The organism is Microbacterium oleivorans (genome assembly GCF_001691565.1).
GTDB classification, from domain to species: domain Bacteria; phylum Actinomycetota; class Actinomycetes; order Actinomycetales; family Microbacteriaceae; genus Microbacterium; species Microbacterium oleivorans_B.
In genome coordinates, this window is the sequence record NZ_MAYO01000003.1 from 163346 (window position 1) to 177639 (window position 14294).

At 69.2% G+C, this 14294-nt stretch carries 17 protein-coding genes; 12 read left to right on the top strand and 5 right to left on the bottom strand.

Annotated elements, in window-relative coordinates; all coding sequences use genetic code 11:
* Positions 1-60 precede the first annotated feature (60 nt).
* From typA to BBA86_RS03495, 8 genes are all read left to right on the top strand, one after another.
* Positions 61-1974, top strand: a complete 1914-nt coding sequence (typA, locus tag BBA86_RS03460) for a translational GTPase TypA (protein WP_065570305.1) — start codon at positions 61-63, stop codon at positions 1972-1974.
* A 2-nt stretch (positions 1975-1976) separates the two neighbouring features.
* On the top strand, positions 1977-2684 hold the full coding sequence (locus tag BBA86_RS03465; protein ID WP_065570306.1) for an AzlC family ABC transporter permease: 708 nt from the start codon (positions 1977-1979) through the stop codon (positions 2682-2684).
* Positions 2681-2995 (top strand): branched-chain amino acid transporter AzlD, encoded by a 315-nt coding sequence (locus BBA86_RS03470; protein ID WP_065570307.1) that lies wholly within the window; start codon positions 2681-2683, stop codon positions 2993-2995. Before BBA86_RS03465 ends, BBA86_RS03470 begins: the two co-directional genes overlap by 4 nt.
* Before the next feature lie 32 nt (positions 2996-3027).
* Positions 3028-3414, top strand: a complete 387-nt coding sequence (locus BBA86_RS03475) for a DUF6113 family protein (protein WP_065570308.1) — start codon at positions 3028-3030, stop codon at positions 3412-3414.
* 9 nt (positions 3415-3423) lie between these two features.
* Positions 3424-3744: a ferredoxin gene (gene fdxA, locus BBA86_RS03480; protein WP_018188277.1), complete on the top strand. Its 321-nt coding sequence runs from the start codon at positions 3424-3426 to the stop codon at positions 3742-3744.
* Between the two features lie 7 nt (positions 3745-3751).
* A complete protein-coding gene (gene dapC / locus BBA86_RS03485; protein ID WP_065570309.1) occupies positions 3752-4864 on the top strand; it encodes a succinyldiaminopimelate transaminase in 1113 nt (370 codons plus the stop codon).
* Positions 4865-4988: 124 nt separating this feature from the next.
* Complete coding sequence (locus BBA86_RS03490; protein WP_065572163.1) at positions 4989-6260, top strand: citrate synthase; 1272 nt, start codon at positions 4989-4991, stop codon at positions 6258-6260.
* Between the two features lie 72 nt (positions 6261-6332).
* Positions 6333-6617, top strand: a complete 285-nt coding sequence (locus BBA86_RS03495; protein ID WP_065570310.1) for an SHOCT domain-containing protein — start codon at positions 6333-6335, stop codon at positions 6615-6617.
* 5 nt (positions 6618-6622) lie between these two features.
* Here the strand turns inward: BBA86_RS03495 and dapD are convergent, their stop codons facing one another.
* Positions 6623-7567: a 2,3,4,5-tetrahydropyridine-2,6-dicarboxylate N-succinyltransferase gene (dapD, locus tag BBA86_RS03500; RefSeq protein WP_065570311.1), complete on the bottom strand. Its 945-nt coding sequence runs from the start codon at positions 7565-7567 to the stop codon at positions 6623-6625.
* Between the two features lie 37 nt (positions 7568-7604).
* Here dapD and dapE point away from each other — a divergent pair, with 37 nt between their 5' ends.
* The 3 genes from dapE to BBA86_RS03515 all read left to right on the top strand — a co-directional run bounded on the left by dapE (position 7605) and on the right by BBA86_RS03515 (position 10129).
* The gene (dapE, locus tag BBA86_RS03505; protein ID WP_065570312.1) at positions 7605-8681 is read left to right on the top strand and encodes a succinyl-diaminopimelate desuccinylase; all 1077 of its coding nucleotides are present in this window, start codon (positions 7605-7607) and stop codon (positions 8679-8681) included.
* Positions 8663-9862 carry a hypothetical protein gene (locus BBA86_RS03510; RefSeq protein WP_065572164.1) on the top strand — a complete coding sequence of 400 codons (1200 nt, stop codon included), beginning with the start codon at positions 8663-8665 and terminating at the stop codon, positions 9860-9862. The genes dapE and BBA86_RS03510 overlap by 19 nt, the downstream gene beginning before the upstream one ends.
* A gap of 93 nt (positions 9863-9955) precedes the next feature.
* Positions 9956-10129 carry a DUF3117 domain-containing protein gene (locus BBA86_RS03515; RefSeq protein ID WP_064506455.1) on the top strand — a complete coding sequence of 58 codons (174 nt, stop codon included), beginning with the start codon at positions 9956-9958 and terminating at the stop codon, positions 10127-10129.
* A 74-nt stretch (positions 10130-10203) separates the two neighbouring features.
* On the opposite strand, the gene BBA86_RS03520 is transcribed toward BBA86_RS03515, so the two are convergent.
* Positions 10204-10842 (bottom strand): O-methyltransferase, encoded by a 639-nt coding sequence (locus tag BBA86_RS03520; RefSeq protein WP_065570313.1) that lies wholly within the window; start codon positions 10840-10842, stop codon positions 10204-10206.
* 74 nt (positions 10843-10916) lie between these two features.
* On the opposite strand from BBA86_RS03520, the gene BBA86_RS03525 reads away from it, so the two are divergent.
* Positions 10917-11303 carry a translocase gene (locus BBA86_RS03525; RefSeq protein ID WP_065570314.1) on the top strand — a complete coding sequence of 129 codons (387 nt, stop codon included), beginning with the start codon at positions 10917-10919 and terminating at the stop codon, positions 11301-11303.
* 25 nt (positions 11304-11328) lie between these two features.
* Here the strand turns inward: BBA86_RS03525 and BBA86_RS03530 are convergent, their stop codons facing one another.
* From BBA86_RS03530 to BBA86_RS03540, 3 genes are read right to left on the bottom strand one after another with little or no spacing between them, the layout of a single operon-like run.
* Positions 11329-12462 carry an Mrp/NBP35 family ATP-binding protein gene (locus tag BBA86_RS03530; protein ID WP_065570315.1) on the bottom strand — a complete coding sequence of 378 codons (1134 nt, stop codon included), beginning with the start codon at positions 12460-12462 and terminating at the stop codon, positions 11329-11331.
* Complete coding sequence (locus BBA86_RS03535; protein ID WP_065570316.1) at positions 12459-13007, bottom strand: DUF1003 domain-containing protein; 549 nt, start codon at positions 13005-13007, stop codon at positions 12459-12461. The genes BBA86_RS03530 and BBA86_RS03535 overlap by 4 nt, the downstream gene beginning before the upstream one ends.
* Positions 13007-14269, bottom strand: a complete 1263-nt coding sequence (locus BBA86_RS03540; RefSeq protein WP_065570317.1) for a magnesium transporter MgtE N-terminal domain-containing protein — start codon at positions 14267-14269, stop codon at positions 13007-13009. Before BBA86_RS03540 ends, BBA86_RS03535 begins: the two co-directional genes overlap by 1 nt.
* Positions 14270-14294 lie beyond the last annotated feature (25 nt).

Below are 14294 nucleotides of genomic sequence, written 5' to 3' on the forward strand. Positions count from 1 at the left end.
GCTGCGGTAAAGTGGACTGCCGGCATCCCGGCATCACCCTCTCTGCAAGGAATCCCCTTCATGGCGCACGCCCTTCGTCCTGACCTCCGTAACGTCGCGATCGTCGCGCACGTCGACCACGGCAAGACGACGCTCGTCGATGCCATGCTCCGCCAGACCGGCTCGTTCGGTTCGCACGAGCACATGGAAGAACGTGCCATGGACTCGAACGACCTCGAGCGTGAAAAGGGCATCACGATCCTCGCGAAGAACACGACGATCACGTACTCCGGTGCGCACTCGTCCGAGCCCGTCACGATCAACGTGATCGACACCCCCGGCCACGCCGACTTCGGTGGCGAAGTCGAGCGCGGTCTGTCGATGGTCGACGGTGTCGTCCTGCTGGTGGATGCCTCCGAGGGCCCGCTCCCGCAGACCCGCTTCGTCCTGCGCAAGGCGCTCGAGGCCAAGCTTCCCGTCATTCTCCTCGTCAACAAGACCGACCGCCCCGACGCGCGCATCGCCGAGGTCGAGGAGGAAGCCCACGACCTGCTCCTGGGTCTCGCCTCGGACCTCCAGGACGATGTGCCCGACCTCGATGTCGACGCGCTGCTCGACGTCCCCGTGGTCTACGCCTCCGGCCGTGCCGGCGCCGCCTCGCGGAACCGCCCCGAGAACGGCTCGCTCCCCGACAACGACGACCTCGAGCCGCTCTTCGGTGCGATCCTCGAGCACGTCCCGGCTCCCTCCTACGACGACGAGGCGCCGCTCCAGGCGTGGGTCACGAACCTCGACTCGTCGCCGTTCCTCGGCCGTCTCGCGCTCCTGCGCGTCTTCAACGGCACGCTGAAGAAGGGCCAGACGGTCGCCTGGGTCCGCGCCGACGGCACGACCAGCAACGCCCGCATCACCGAGCTTCTCAAGACCCGCGCCCTCGAGCGCTACCCGGCGGAGTCCGCCGGCCCCGGCGACATCGTCGCCATCGCGGGCTTCGAGAACATCACGATCGGTGAGACGATCGCCGACCCCGAGGACATCCGTCCGCTCCCGGCCATCACGGTCGACGACCCGGCGATCTCGATGACCATCGGCACGAACACCTCGCCCCTCATGGGCAAGGTCAAGGGCCACAAGCTGACCGCGCGCATGGTCAAGGACCGCCTCGACCGCGAGCTCATCGGCAACGTGTCGCTCAAGGTCGTCGACATCGGCCAGCCCGATGCGTGGGAGGTCCAGGGACGCGGCGAGCTCGCCCTGGCGATCCTCGTCGAGAACATGCGTCGTGAGGGCTTCGAGCTCACCGTCGGCAAGCCGCAGGTGGTCACCCGCCGTGACGAGAACGGCAAGCTGACCGAGCCGTTCGAGCACCTCACCATCGACGCCCCCGAGGAGCACCTCGGTGCGATCACGCAGCTGATGGCGAGCCGCAAGGGACGCATGGAGACGATGACGAATCACGGCACCGGCTGGGTGCGCATGGAGTTCATCGTGCCCTCGCGCGGTCTCATCGGCTTCCGGAGCGAGTTCCTCACGATCACGCGCGGCACGGGCATCGCGAACGCGATCTCGCACGGCTACGACGAGTGGGCCGGTGCGATCTCGACGCGTCAGAACGGCTCCATCGTCGCCGACCGCTCGGGTGTCGTCACGCCGTTCGCGATGATCGCCCTGCAGGAGCGCATGAGCTTCTTCGTCCAGCCGACCGAAGAGGTCTACGAGGGCATGGTCATCGGCGAGAACTCTCGTGCCGACGACATGGACGTCAACATCACGAAGGAGAAGAAGCTCACGAACATGCGTTCGTCGACCTCCGACTCCTTCGAGTCGATGACACCGCCGCGTGTGCTGACTCTGGAGGAGAGCCTCGAGTTCGCCCGAGACGACGAATGCGTCGAGGTCACGCCCGAGAAGGTGCGCATCCGCAAGGTCGTCCTCGACGCGACCGAGCGCGGCCGCGCGGCGTCGCGGCTGAAGCGCCAGGACGCCGGCTCCTGACGGTGACGGGGGAGCAGCCGCCGACTCGTCGGGCCTGGCGTGACTCCCTCGGAGTCGTGCTGGCAACGAGCGCTTACGGCGTCTCGTTCGGCGCACTCGCGGTGACGTCGGGACTCGACGTCTGGCAGACGTGCGTGCTCAGCCTTCTGATGTTCACCGGCGGATCGCAGTTCGCGTTCGTCGGTGTCATCGGCGGCGGTGGGCTCCCCGGAGCGGCCATCGCGTCGGCGGGGCTCCTCGGCATCCGCAACGTCGCGTACGGTCTGCGGATGTCGCCGGTGGTCGGCGACGGCTTCTGGCGTCGGACCGCGGCATCCCACTTCACGATCGACGAATCGACGGCGGTCGCTCTCGCTCAGACGGACGCCCGCGCCCGCCGCATCGGGTTCTGGGTGACCGGCGTCGGGATCTACCTCGGCTGGAACGTGACGACGCTCGCGGGCGCCCTGCTGGGTGACGTGCTCGGCGATGTGAAGGCCTACGGACTGGATGCCGCGGCCGCGGCGGCCTTCCTCGCGCTGCTCTGGCCGCGCCTGCGCCGACGCCAGGCGATCGCGGTGGGTGCCGCCGCCGCCGTGGTGGCCGCGGTCCTCACGCCTGCGCTGATGCCGGGTGTGCCGGTGCTCGTCGCGGCGCTGGTGGCGATCGTGGTCGGCTGGACCAACTGGTTCGGCTCCCGGACGACGACGACGCCGGGGGAGGCCGCATGACGCTCTGGCACTCCGTTCTTCTCGCCTCCATCGTCTGCGTCGCGCTCAAGACAGCGGGCTATCTCGTTCCGCCCGCCTGGTTCGAGGCGCCTCGGCCGTCGCGGACGATCGATCTGCTCACCGTCGCCCTCCTCGCCGCTCTCGTCGTCGTCCAGACACTGGGCGTCGGGCAGGCGATCGTCGTCGACGCTCGGGTGCCTGCCGTGCTCGTCGCGGGAGGCCTCCTGGCTCTTCGAGCACCGTTCCTCCTCGTGGTGGTGGCCGCGGCTGTCGTCGCTGCGCTCCTGCGGTGGGGCGGCCTCGCAGCCTGAGGACACACAGGCCGCGCGCCTAGACTGGGCGGGTGAACGCCCTTATCGCCCGCATCGCCACCTGGGTGCTCGCCGCCGTCATCGGCGTCGTCTACGGCGTGGCCGGGACGATCGGGCAGGCCGCCGTCTGGGGCGTCGTCCCGGTGGGCCTCCTGGTCGCCTCCGTCGGATTCGTCGCCCTGCTGATCGCTGTCCGCACCCTCACCGGCGAGCGCACGTCGGCCCTCGCCTGCGGCGTAGGCGCGATGCTCGCGACGCTCGTCTTCGCCAACGAGGGCCCCGGCGGCTCGGTCGTGGTCCCCGCACCGCCGGAGGGTGCGGTCATCACGCCCGGTCTCATCTGGACGTTCCTGGTCCCGTTGGCTGCAGCGCTCATCGTTGCCTGGCCGACGGCGTCCCGCCTCCGATCCACGAACTAGACTCGTCCTGTGACGTATGTGATCGCTCTCCCGTGCGTGGATGTGAAGGACCGAGCCTGCATCGACGAATGTCCCGTCGACTGCATCTACGAAGGCGAACGCTCGCTGTACATCCACCCCGACGAGTGCGTCGACTGCGGCGCCTGCGAGCCGGTGTGCCCCGTCGAGGCCATCTACTACGAGGACGACCTCCCCGCCGAGTGGCAGGACTACTACACGGCGAACGTGGAGTTCTTCGAGGACCTCGGTTCGCCCGGTGGCGCGGCCAAGGTCGGTGTCATCGCGAAGGATCACCCCGTCATCGCGGGACTTCCGCCGCAGGCGCACTGATCCACCGATGAGCGTCCACGATCTCGCCGACTACCCGTGGGACGCCGTCGCCCCGTACGCGGAGCGCGCTCGGCAGCACCCCGACGGCATCGTCGACCTCTCGATCGGTTCGCCGGTCGATCCGACTCCCTCGGTCGTCGCCGACGCTCTGCGGACGGCGACCGACGCGCACTCGTACCCGCAGACGGTCGGAACGCGTGCTCTGCGTGAGGCGATCGCCGGCTGGTACGCGCGGCGTCGGGGCGTCCTGGGACTGACGCCGTCGCACGTCATCCCGACGGTCGGTTCGAAGGAGCTCGTCGCGCTCCTGCCGTTGCTGCTGGGCCTCGGAGAGGGCGACACGGTGGTGCATCCGCGCGCGGCGTACCCGTCCTACGAGGTGGGTGCCCGTCTGGTCGGAGCCGAGGCGCTCGCCTCGGACGACCCGGATGAGTGGCCCGAGGAAACACGTCTGGTGTGGCTGAACACACCGGGGAACCCCGATGGACGCGTTCTGGGCGTCGACGAACTCCGCCGTGCGGTCGCCCGGGCGCGAGAGCTGGGTGCCGTGCTGGCCTCGGACGAGTGCTACGCCGAGCTCGGGTGGGACGGCCCGTGGGCGGATGCCGCGGTGCCGAGCGTCCTCGACCCCCGTGTGACCGGCGGTGACGCGACGAGCCTCCTGTCCGTGTACTCGCTGAGCAAGCAGTCGAACCTCGCGGGCTACCGAGCGGCTTTCCTCGCGGGTGACCCCGACATCGTCGCGGGCCTCGTCACCGCGCGGAAGCACCTGGGACTCATGGTCCCCGCTCCCGTGCAGGCCGCGATGATCGCCGCCCTGCAGGACGACGCGCACGTGGACCACCAGAAGGCCCTGTACCGCGCTCGTCGTGACGTCTTGAAGCCCGCCGTCCAGGCTGCGGGATTCCGGATCGACCGCAGCGAGGGTGGCCTGTACCTGTGGGCGACGGCGGGGGAGGACGCGTGGACCTCGCTCGGCCGGCTCGCGGAGCTCGGCATCCTCGCGGGGCCCGGGCACTTCTACGGCACGCACTTCCCCGAGCACGTCCGCTTCTCCCTGACGGCCACCGACGATCGGATCGCGCAGGCCGCGTCGCGCCTGACGGCATCCGCTTCGTAGGTTCTCTCCTACGGATGCCGCGATTCGTTGGCGGCGTTCGGAGACGCGCTCACACCCCGTTAGGCTGTAAAAACCGCCCCGACGACCGCAAGGAGGCTTCGTGACCAACGCGGACACCCCCCAGATGGCCACCGTGACCATTGGTGACACGACCGCAGAGCTTCCGCTCGTCGCCGGTACCGAAGGCGTCCCGAGCGTCGACTTCTCGTCTTTCACGAAGCAGACCGGGCACACCTCGCTCGACTACGGGTTCGTGAACACGGCGTCGACGAAATCGTCGATCACCTACATCGACGGCGATCAGGGCATCCTGCGCTATCGCGGATACCCCATCGAGCAGCTCGCGCAGCACAGCACCTACCTCGAGGTCGCCTGGCTCCTCCTCTACGGTGAACTGCCGACGGCGGACGAGCTCGCGGGCTGGGACGAGAAGATCCGCCGGCACACGCTCCTGCACGAAGACCTGAAGCACTTCTTCTCGGCGCTCCCGCACACCGCCCACCCGATGTCGGTGCTGTCGGCGGCGACGGCGGCGCTCTCGACGTACTACGAAGGGCAGAGCGACCCGCACAACCCGGAGCACGTCGAGCTCAACACGATCCGCATGCTCGCCAAGCTCCCGGTCATCGCGGCCTACGCGCACAAGAAGAGCATCGGGCACGCGTTCCTCTACCCGGACAACTCGCTGAGCTTCGTCGACAACTTCCTCAAGTTGAACTTCGGGAACAACGCCGAGCCGTACGAGATCAACCCGGTGATGTCGCGTGCCCTCGAGCGGCTGCTCATCCTGCACGCCGACCACGAGCAGAACGCGTCGACCTCGACGGTGCGCCTGGTCGGTTCGACCGGCGCCAACCAGTTCTCCTCGATCTCCGCCGGCATCAACGCCCTCTACGGCCCGCTCCACGGCGGTGCGAACGAGGCCGTCCTGGACATGCTGGGCCGCATCCGCGACTCGGGGGAGAGCGTGCAGCGCTTCGTCGAGCGCGTCAAGAACAAGGAAGACGGCGTGAAGCTCATGGGCTTCGGTCACCGCGTCTACAAGAACTACGACCCGCGCGCCAAGCTCGTGAAGGAGTCCGCCGACGAGGTGCTCCGCGAACTCGGTGTCGAGGATCCGCTCCTGGCCCTTGCGAACGAACTGGAGGAGATCGCGCTCAGCGACGACTACTTCAAGGAGCGTCGTCTCTACCCGAACGTCGATTTCTACACCGGCGTCATCTACAAGGCGATGGGCTTCCCGACGAGGATGTTCACGCCGCTGTTCGCGATCGGGCGTCTGCCCGGCTGGCTCGCGCACTGGCGCGAGATGCAGAACGATCCGCAGACGAAGATCGGACGCCCGCAGCAGCTGTACACGGGCGCTTCCGAGCGGGATTACCCCACTTCGCACTGACGCGCTCGTCGCCCGCTAGGGTGAGCCCATGCGGGAGACGCGTTCGGCGTCCTCTTCGGCCTCGTCACCCTCGTGATCATCGCTGTCGCCGTCTTCGGGATCGTCGTCGCGGTGCGCAAGCATCGGATTCTGAAGGATGCCGGTGTCGACCCTTTCACGGTGGATGCGGCGATCGCCGCTAAAGTGCTTCGGAGCGATGCCTTCTCGTCCTCGACGCGCACGCCGTCACCGGAGCCGGCGGCGGAGCCGGCGCCGACGATCGAGATGCGTCTCGCTGAGCTCGACGACCTACGCTCGCGCGGGGTCATCACCGAGGACGACCATCGTGAGGCCCGCGCGGCGGTGTTGCGGGGCTGAGCGCCTCAGGCGTGCAGGTCGGCGTTCAGCGTGACGCCGACACCTTCGCGGCGCACGGCCTCGACCGCTCCGGTGAGCGAGTTGCGACGGAACAGGATGCCGTCCTGTCCCGACAGTTCCGCGCCTTTCGCCGTCGGACGCGTACCGTCGTGACGCGGGGCTTCGCCGGCGAGGACGATCTTCGTGCCCGCGGTCACGTACAGGCCCGCCTCGACGATGCAGTCGTCGCCGAGCGAGACGCCGATGCCGGCGTTGGCGCCGAGGAGGGTCCGCTGACCGATCGATACGCGGTGTTCGCCGCCGCCGGACAGCGTGCCCATGATCGAGGCACCGCCGCCGATGTCGCTGCCGTCGCCGACGATGACGCCCTGCGAGATGCGGCCCTCCACCATGGAGGCGCCGAGCGTGCCCGCGTTGAAGTTCACGAATCCCTCGTGCATCACCGTGGTGCCGGGTGCGAGGTGAGCGCCGAGACGGACGCGCGATGCGTCGGCGATCCGAACGCCTGCGGGGACGACGTAGTCGGTGAGGCGGGGGAACTTGTCGAGACCGCTCACCTGGATCCCCGCGCGCTGCAGCCCGGGGCGCAGACGAGTGAGATCGTCGGGGTGGACCGGCCCAGCGCTCGTCCACGCGACGGTGGGCAGGTGCGCGAAGATCCCGGTGAGGTTCAGGTCGTTCGGGGCCACCAGCAGGTGGGAGAGCGCGTGCAGGCGCAGGTACGCATCGGATGTGCCGGTAGGAGCGGCATCCAGGTCGATCTCGACGACGACCACCTCGACGGTGACGCCGCGTCGCTCATCGCGCCCGGCGTAGGCGGCGAGGTCACTCGAGTCGACGTCTGCGGGGGCGCGACCGGCGGCAGGAGAGGGGTACCAGGTGTCGAGCACCGTACCGTCCCCGCTCGTCGTGGCCAGACCGATACCCCATACCCACCGCGCGTCGCTCATGATTCCAGGCTAACGGCCCGTCGTTAGACTCGACGTCATGCCCCGGCTCGACCTCCGCTCCAGCGCCGTCGATCTGACGCGCGCCATTTGCGACATCCCCAGCGTGTCCGACGACGAGACCGTCCTCGCCGATGCGATCTTCGAGGCCGTCTCGGCGTTGCCCCACCTCGACGTGTACCGCGACGGCGACACGATCATCGCCCGCACCTCCCTCGGACGCGCGCAGCGCGTCGCCATCGCCGGGCACATCGACACCGTGACGATCAACGCCAACGTCCCCACCCGTGACGTCGACGAGGACGGCGAGTCGTTCCTGTGGGGCCGCGGCACGGTCGACATGAAGGCGGGCGTCGCGGTGCAGTTGAAGCTCGCCGCTGAACTAACCGACCCCCGGGTCGACATCACCTGGATGTGGTACGACCACGAGGAGGTCGCGGCCGACCTCAACGGGCTGAATCGGCTCGCGGCATCCCGCCCCGATCTCTTCGAAGCGGACTTCGCCATCCTCGGCGAACCCTCGAACGGCGAGGTCGAGGGCGGGTGCAACGGCACGCTCCGTGCCGTCGTGCGCACCACGGGCGTGCGTGCGCACAGCGCCCGGGCGTGGATCGGCGAGAACGCGATCCACAAGGCCGCGCCGGTCCTCGTCCGCCTCGCGGAGTACCGACCACGCGAGATCGAGGTCGACGGGCTGCTCTATCGGGAAGGACTGAACGCCGTCGCGATCCGCGGTGGGATCGCAGGCAACGTCATCCCGGACGCGTGCGAGGTCGACGTCAACTATCGCTTCGCTCCGAGCAAGGATGCCGCGGCCGCCGCCGCGCACATCCGGGACGTCTTCGCCGGCTTCGAGGTCGAGGTCGTCGATCTCTCCGAGGGCGCCCGTCCGGGGCTCGATGCGCCGCTCGCGCAGGAGTTCGTCGCTGCGGTCGGGGCGGTACCCAAGCCGAAGTACGGCTGGACGGATGTCGCCCGGTTCTCCGCGATGGGTGTGCCCGCCGTCAACTACGGCCCGGGCGACCCGTCCCTCGCGCACCACGACGAGGAGCGGGTGCCGCTCTCGCAGATCGAGGATGTCGAGCGGGGTCTGCGGGCATGGCTGAGCGGCGACTGAGGACCACCGCCTCCATCGCCGGCACGGTCGCCGCGGTCTACGTCACGGCGCGCCTGGTCACCACCCTCTTCTTCTGGATCGCTGCGGAGCTGTCGGGACCGACGTCGCGATTCGGCCCGGATGCCACGATCCCCTCGCTCGCGATGGGATGGGACTCCCAGTGGTATTGGGTCATCGCCGACCGCGGCTATCCGACCCAGCTCCCCGTGTCGGACTCCGGTCAGGTCGCCGAGAACGCCTGGGCGTTCATGCCGGTGTACCCCTGGCTCGCGCGTGCTCTCGGCACCGTCCTCGGCGGTTACCCGGCGGGAGCGATCGCGCTGGCCGTCGTCGCGGGGTACGCGGCATCCGTCGTCCTGTTCCTCCTGCTCCGCCAGCGCATCGGTGAAACCGCGGCACTCTGGGCGGTGGTCTTCTTCGCCAATGGTCCCCTCGCCGCCCTGTTCCAGATGGGCTACGCCGAGTCGCTGTTACTCCTCTGGCTCTTCCTCGCCCTCCGGGCGCTCGTGCGCCGGCGGTTCGGCTGGATCTACCCGCTCATCGTCCTGATGGGATTCACCCGGCCCGGGGTCCTCGCGTTCGCCCTGCTGATCGGGCTGTACGGCATCCATCGGTGGGTTCGGCGCGGGCAGGATCCGCTGCCGACGTCGCACATCGTCCACATCATCGGGCTCGGCGCGCTGGCCACCATCGTCGGCTTCTCCTGGCAGGTGATCGCCGGCATCGTGACGGGGGACCCCGCCGCCTACCTCGACACCGAGCTCGCCTGGCGACGCAGTTGGGTCGGGTCGGAGGAGCACTTCCTTCCCTTCGCCGGGTTCATTCAGGCAGCGGGTATCTGGTTCGGGATCTGGGGGCTACCGCCGTCGTGGGGCCCCGTCGCGCTCGTCCTGCTCGTCGTCGGCGTGGCGGTGCTTCTCGTTCGGGCGCCGCAGGTGCGGAGACTGGGACCGGAGATCCGGCTGTGGGGCGCCAGCTACCTGGTATACCTGCTGGCGGTCTTCTTTCCGCAGTCGAGCATCTTCCGACTCCTCCTGCCGTTGACGCCCGTGGCGGCAGCCGTCGCCGTGCCTCGCTCGAGCTGGTGGCGGATCGGCGTCCTCCTGCTCTGCCTGGGCAGTCAGTGGTTCTGGATCCACGAGATGCTCGCACTCGGCGACACGTTCTTCCGGATTCCATGACGATAAGCGTCCGCTGAGAGCCGCGCGCGCCGAAGGGGATCACCCCATTGGGTAGACTAATGGGGTAGGCCGAAGACGAAAGGGAGCCCCACAATGGCAGCCATGAAGCCGCGCACCGGAGACGGACCTATGGAGGCCGTCAAGGAGGGCCGTCTCATCATCGTGCGTGTTCCGCTCGAGGGGGGCGGTCGACTTGTCGTCTCGGTGAACGATGACGAAGCGAAGGAACTCCACAGCGTTCTCAGCGGGGTCGTCGGCGCCGCCTGACCCCGGATCGACACGAAAGGCCGGCCCCTCGGGGCCGGCCTTTCGTCATCCCTGGACGCTGTCTCGAGACGGATTCAGGTGGGGTCGGCGACGGTCGTCAGCTGGAGCAGGCCCTCGCCGACGATGGAGAGTGCGCCGAGGACGGCCGGGGAGGACTGAGTCTCCTGGATCAGCGAGCGGTAGGCGCTCTCCACCGGTCCGCGCTTGACCGGATCGGCGACCGCCCCGCCGGCGAGGACACGCGGTACGAGAACGGTGCCTCCCGCGCGAGCGAGGCGCAGGCCGTGCTCCACGTACTCGATGACCCCCTCGGGGTCGGCGTCGATCAGGACGATGTCGTACGACGCCTCGTTCATCCGGGGGAGGACGTCGGCTGCGCGACCGGTGATGAAGCGCACGCGGGCAGGCGGGACGCGGGCGTCGGTGAAGGCCTTCCGCGCCACGGCGAGGTGCTCGGGCTCCTTGTCGATGGTGGTGAGCGTCGCGCGCGGCGAACCGTGGAGGAGCCACAGCCCCGACACGCCACCACCGGTCCCGATCTCGACGATGTTCAGTGCGCGGCTGGTCGCGGCGATGACCGCGCACTGCGCACCGACCTCGGGGCTGATCGGATTGGCGCCGATCTCGAGGGCGTGTGCGCGCGCCCGCGCGATGGCATCGGTCTCGACCGTCGCCTCTGCGGCGAACCGGCGAACCGCCTCGTGATCTCCCATGTGGTGAACCTCCACGTTCAGCCTAGGCGCGCGGTCACCGCTGAACCCCCAGGCGCACGGGTAACCTGGGAACCATGTCATTCGGGCTCGATCTGGAGAAGATCCTCCTCATTGGTCTGATCGCGGCCCTCCTGCTCGGACCCGAGCGTCTCCCCGGGTACGCCGCCTCGCTGGCGCGCCTCACCCGACGGGTCCGCGAGTGGCTCGACGGCGCCAGGACCCGTGTCAAAGAAGAGATGGGCGACGACTTCGACGAGATCGAATGGCGAAAGCTCGACCCGCGCCAGTACGATCCTCGCCGGATCATCCGTGAGGCCCTCATCGACGATGCCCCGGTGAAGCCGGTGACGGCGACACTCGGAGCGGCCACCGGTGTCGCCGTGGCGGAGCCACCGGCGGCCACCGCCACCGCTACGGAGGACGTGGCGACGGGCGTGCCGTTCGATTCAGAGGCGACCTGACGCGACCGTCGTCGTGTCAGTCCGGTCAGGCGCGGGAGACCGGAAGCGAACGTCCCGCCAATGATCGCCGCGTCGACACGATCTCGCCGGCGATGCGGGAGATCGTCTGAGACGCGATGTCGTCGGGCGCGCCGACGACGACGGGCACTCCGGTGTCGCCCCCCTCGCGCAATGCCGGGCTGAGAGGGACGGACCCGAGCAGCGGAACGTCATCGTCGTCGGACGACAAGGCGCCGGCAACCGCGGCGCCGCCGCCGTCGCCGAAGAGGTCGAGGGTCGTGCCGTCGGGCAACGTCAGTGCCCCCATGTTCTCGATCACGCCGAGAATCGACTGGCCGGTCTGGCGAGCCACGACGCCGCTACGGACGGCCACGTCGGCGGCGGCCGCCTGAGGCGTCGTCACGACGAGCACCTCGGCGTGGGGGAGCAGCTGCCCGACGGAGATCGCGACGTCCCCGGTACCGGGCGGCATGTCGATCAGGAGCACGTCGAGATCCCCGAAGTGCACGTCGGTGAGGAACTGCTGCACCGTGCGGTGGAGCATGGGGCCTCGCCACGCGACGGCAGGGGAGGCATCCGGGGGGAGGAACATCCCGATGGAGATCGTCTTCACGCCGTACGCCACCGGTGGAAGCATGAGGTCGTCGAGCCGCGTCGGCTGTGGGGGGCGCCCATCGTCGCCGACCAGACCGAGGAGTCCGGGGATCGAGAACCCATGGACGTCGGCGTCGATCAGTCCCACCGCGAGGCCTCGCGCGGCGAGCGCGACGGCGAGGTTGGCCGTGAGGGTGGACTTGCCGACACCGCCCTTGCCGCTCGTGACCGCGATGACCCGCGTCAGGGAGTCCGCCGTGAAGGCCATCCGCCGGGTGCCGCGGATGCGCTCGACGAGTGCGGACCGCTCCGCGGGAGTCATGACGCCGACGTCGACAGTGACCTCGCTCACGCCCGAGACGGATGCCGCGGCATCCCGTACGTCCTGTCCGATCCGATCGGCCGCCGGGCATCCGACGATGGTCAGCGCGATGCCGACGCGAGCGACGGCGCCCTCCACGGTGACGTCGCGGACCATGTCGAGCTCGCCGATCGGGCGGCGCAGCTCGGGATCGATGACCGCGGCCACCGCCCGGCGGACGTGTTCTGCAGCGACGGCGCTCACGAGGACGGTGGATCGTCGCCGCGACGTTCGGTGTCGCGCTCGGCATCGCGCTCGTCGAGGCGCTCCAGGAGCGTCCTCAACTCCTGACGCAGGACATCGCGGTTGACCACGTCGTTCTGCATGTCGGTGAGGGCCATCCGCAGGGCGACGACCTCGCGGGCGAGGTACTCCGTGTCCGCGAGATTCCGCTCGGCGCGCTGGCGATCCTGCTCGATCTGCACGCGGTCGCGGTCGTCCTGCCGATTCTGCGCGAGGAGGATCAGCGGCGCCGCGTACGAGGCCTGCAGCGAGAGCACCAGGGTGAGGGCTGTGTAGCCCAGCGCGGCGTCGTCGAAGCGGAGCGTCTCGGGACCCACCGTGTTCCAGCCGATCCAGGCCACGCAGAACAGTGTCAGGATCAACAGGAACGCGGGCGTCCCCATGGCCCGGGCGATCCATTCGGTGAATCGACCGAATCGGTCGCGGGAGGGCTGCGGCGTTCGGGTGAGGACGCTCGCCCGGCGACCGCGGGGAGCCTCGAAGCCGGACTTCGGCGCGCGTGCCATCATCGCCGCGGCTCCGTGACCTGGCGCGGGGCGTCCTGCGAACGCCAGTCGTCGGGCAGGAGGTAGTCGATGACGTCGTCGACGGTCACCGTGCCGACGAGGTGGCGCGCCTGATCGACCACGGGCAGCGAGACGAGGTTGTAGCTCGCGAGCAGGCGCGCGACCTCGGCGGCGCTGGCGGCCGTCGTCACGGGCTCCACCGTGTCGTCGATGATCGCGCCGAGGCGCTCGTGAGGCGGGTACCGCAGCATCCGCTGGAAGTGGACGACACCCAGCAGACGCCCCGTCGGAGTCTCGTAGGGCGGAAGGGTCACGAACACGGCGGCTGCGAGAGCCGGGTGGAGCTCGTGACGACGGATCAGGGCGAGAGCCTCCGCGACCGTGGCGTCGGCGGACAGGACGATCGGCTCACTCGTCATCAGGCCACCGGCGGTGTCCGGGCCGTGGACGAGGAGCGCGCGGACGTCCTCGGCTTCTTCGGGCTCCATGAGGTCCAGGAGCTGGCCGGCTCGGGCATCGGACAACTGGCCGAGCACGTCGGCCGCGTCGTCGGGTTCCATGGCGTCGAGGACATCGGCCGCGCGCTCGTCGCCCAGGGCCTCCAGGATGTGGACCTGGTCGTCCTCCGGCATCTCTTCGAGCGCGTCGGCGAGGCGGTCGTCGGGGAGCTCCTCCGCGACCTCGAGAAGACGATCTTCGGGCAGGTCGAGGAGCGTGTTGGCGAGATCGGCGGGCTTCAGCTCCGAGTACGAGGCGACCAGGAGCTCCGCGGACTGCGTCTCACCGTCGACCTGCTGCTCGCGCACCTCGTCCCACTGCGCGAACGTCGTCGGGCCTTTCGCGAAGGGCGACGCGCTCGTCTTGGGACGACGCAGGAACAGCTGGCCCACGTGCCATTCGCCGAGGCGATCGCGTTCGATGGCGACGTCCTCGATGACGGCGCGGCCCGAGCCATCGGTGAGGTGGACGTTCCTCCCGATCAACTCGGTCATGACGCGAACCTCGCCACCGCGCTGCTCGAAGCGGCGCACGTTGATGAGTCCCGTCGTGATGACCTGCCCGCTCGCGATCGAGGTGACCCGTCCGATGGAGAGGAAGACGTTGCGTCTGCCCGGGATCTCGACGACGAGGCCGACCACTCGAGGAGGGTCGTCCTTGCGATAGATCACGACCACGTCGCGGACCCGTCCGAGACGGTCTCCCGACGGGTCGAAGACGGCGCACCCGGTCAGGCGCGCGACGAAGACCCGCTGCGTACTCACCCGACCAGCGTAGTCGGCGGATCCG

Coding starts and splice junctions, on each gene's coding strand:
- typA (WP_065570305.1), top strand. CDS start 61: ATGGCGCACGCCCTTCGTCCTGACCTCCGTAACGTCGCGATCGTCGCG.
- BBA86_RS03470 (WP_065570307.1), top strand. CDS start 2,681: ATGACGCTCTGGCACTCCGTTCTTCTCGCCTCCATCGTCTGCGTCGCG.
- dapC (WP_065570309.1), top strand. CDS start 3,752: ATGAGCGTCCACGATCTCGCCGACTACCCGTGGGACGCCGTCGCCCCG.
- BBA86_RS03490 (WP_065572163.1), top strand. CDS start 4,989: ATGGCCACCGTGACCATTGGTGACACGACCGCAGAGCTTCCGCTCGTC.
- dapD (WP_065570311.1), bottom strand. CDS start 7,567: ATGAGCGACGCGCGGTGGGTATGGGGTATCGGTCTGGCCACGACGAGC.
- dapE (WP_065570312.1), top strand. CDS start 7,605: ATGCCCCGGCTCGACCTCCGCTCCAGCGCCGTCGATCTGACGCGCGCC.
- BBA86_RS03510 (WP_065572164.1), top strand. CDS start 8,663: ATGGCTGAGCGGCGACTGAGGACCACCGCCTCCATCGCCGGCACGGTC.
- BBA86_RS03515 (WP_064506455.1), top strand. CDS start 9,956: ATGGCAGCCATGAAGCCGCGCACCGGAGACGGACCTATGGAGGCCGTC.
- BBA86_RS03520 (WP_065570313.1), bottom strand. CDS start 10,842: ATGGGAGATCACGAGGCGGTTCGCCGGTTCGCCGCAGAGGCGACGGTC.
- BBA86_RS03525 (WP_065570314.1), top strand. CDS start 10,917: ATGTCATTCGGGCTCGATCTGGAGAAGATCCTCCTCATTGGTCTGATC.
- BBA86_RS03535 (WP_065570316.1), bottom strand. CDS start 13,007: ATGGCACGCGCGCCGAAGTCCGGCTTCGAGGCTCCCCGCGGTCGCCGG.